The 1,835-nt window shown below is 36.9% G+C and carries 1 protein-coding gene; it reads right to left on the bottom strand.

Features of this window, described 5'->3' with window-relative positions; all coding sequences use genetic code 11:
• Positions 1-250: 250 nt before the first annotated feature.
• The gene (locus AC3ASS_RS14095; RefSeq protein WP_488284138.1) at positions 251-1,693 is read right to left on the bottom strand and encodes an IS6 family transposase; all 1,443 of its coding nucleotides are present in this window, start codon (positions 1,691-1,693) and stop codon (positions 251-253) included.
• Positions 1,694-1,835: the final 142 nt, after the last annotated feature.

The following is a 1,835-nucleotide window of genomic DNA, read 5'->3' as shown; positions in this document are numbered from 1 at the left end:
GGTAATGTAAAAAGTTCTATGAAACAACAAAAAAATAAAATTTTAAACTTTAGATAGGCAAAAAACGACCGCCATCGCTCTTGACAAACACGACAATGGTTTGTGTGTGAGGTGTCAAGGGCGAAGGGAACAAAAAGTAGGCATGCCAAATAGCCCTTGACTTTTACCATTTTAAACCATTGTCTAGTTCGGTTTGTCAAGAGTTCGCTTGCGCCGATGGCTTGTTTGTCGGGCTCAGCTAAACAAAAAGCTAGGCTGACTGCTGCTCTTCAGCCAAGAAGCCTTGGGATAATTCAATTAGCTTTGTCCATCTAGCTGGCATGTGAGGCTGTTTCTCAAGCTCAGGAATGACAACAGGTATTTTATTTTCAAGTGATGCATGTGGTCGTAAGAAATTGAAATAAGCCACAAAAAGTGTCACATAAGAAACAGAACCTGCTTGGGATCCAAAGCCAGTAGTCGCCCTGTAATTGCCTTTAAATGTCCGATTTAGCCTTTCAATAATTTGTTTTAATGGGCGATATTCCTCTGATACGGGATCATCGTTTGTAAGACCAATCACTTTATAGACATCAAAATCAATGTCACGCTGTGCGAAATAGTGTTGGGCCAAAATATAAATTGGGTTCCCATCAACAACGAAGGTTAGTTCTTCTGGGATTTCCTTAAACTTAGTAAGTACATCGCCAACCGCCTTTATGGCAGATGGTGTATCCCGGTTAGGTGAAACATGATAAGACAAAATGACTTTTTTAACTGCATCAAAGAAAAAGAATAAATAATTCCATTTGCCCTTCACACGAATATATGTCTCATCCCCACAAAAGCTGTCGGATAATTCGTAAGGATAATTATCAATAAAGGGTTTGGTTATAAGTGCAACACTATTTGCGTAATTTAAAATGGTTTGATGCGAAATCTTTAATTGGTGTACATCATACATCAAGGCAGCTGTTTTACGGGCTGACAGACCATAATTAACGTAATAAGTCAAAATGAGTCCTAGTGTATGTGGTGACGCATAAATACGTGAAAGATCCACTTCTGGTTTTACAGGTGAATCTTTAACCAACGGGTCAAAGTCTAACTTGAACTCACGAAAGATATACCTCACTTTAAAGGCCTGTGGATCTTGTTTAAAGCGTTTTTGTTCTTCTTTTGTCATTTGATTTAACTTTTGAGTGTAATATGAACAGCTATCGTTTTTACACTTGTAAACATAGAAATCTTTACGCTCTTTGATACGTTCTAACGTTTTGAAACAATGTGGACATTTGAAAATAGCTTCTTTCAAAAATCTGTTCTTTTTACTGAATAGACACTCACACACTTTACACAAATATTGTCCTTTGTCTCCATTGTTCGCATAAAGATAGTCAGATGGTGCAGAACATTTCGGGCAAGTTAGATTCGCTGGAACTTTTACCACACTGTTTTTCCGGCGAATAACGGGTCTCAAGGGTTTACCATACTTGTTCTGATAATCATCTAAAAGCATTTTGTAATCTAGTTTTTCTAACGTTTCAATGATAGGCATTTGATCGACTTCTAACTTTCGATAAGGCTTGTCCACTGGTTCATCGTAAAGACCACGGGCAACCGATTTACCAAGGATAATTCCTATCAAAGCAAAAATAATTTTCTCTTGATACTTGATTATTTTCAATAAATAGGCTATAAATTGAGGGTACAACTTGTCACATCCTTTTTCGGGATTTTGAGAGTGTCGTAACCTCATTATTAGCCGAAATTTAGGGGGTGGCAAGTTTTTTTGTCTTAAATAGCATTAAATCAATAAAAATGTAAGTTTTTACTTAGAAACTTTTGACAATACG

It is taken from the genome of Bacillus sp. JST-5 (genome assembly GCF_057747715.1).
This window is presented reverse-complemented; position numbering and strand designations above follow the sequence as displayed.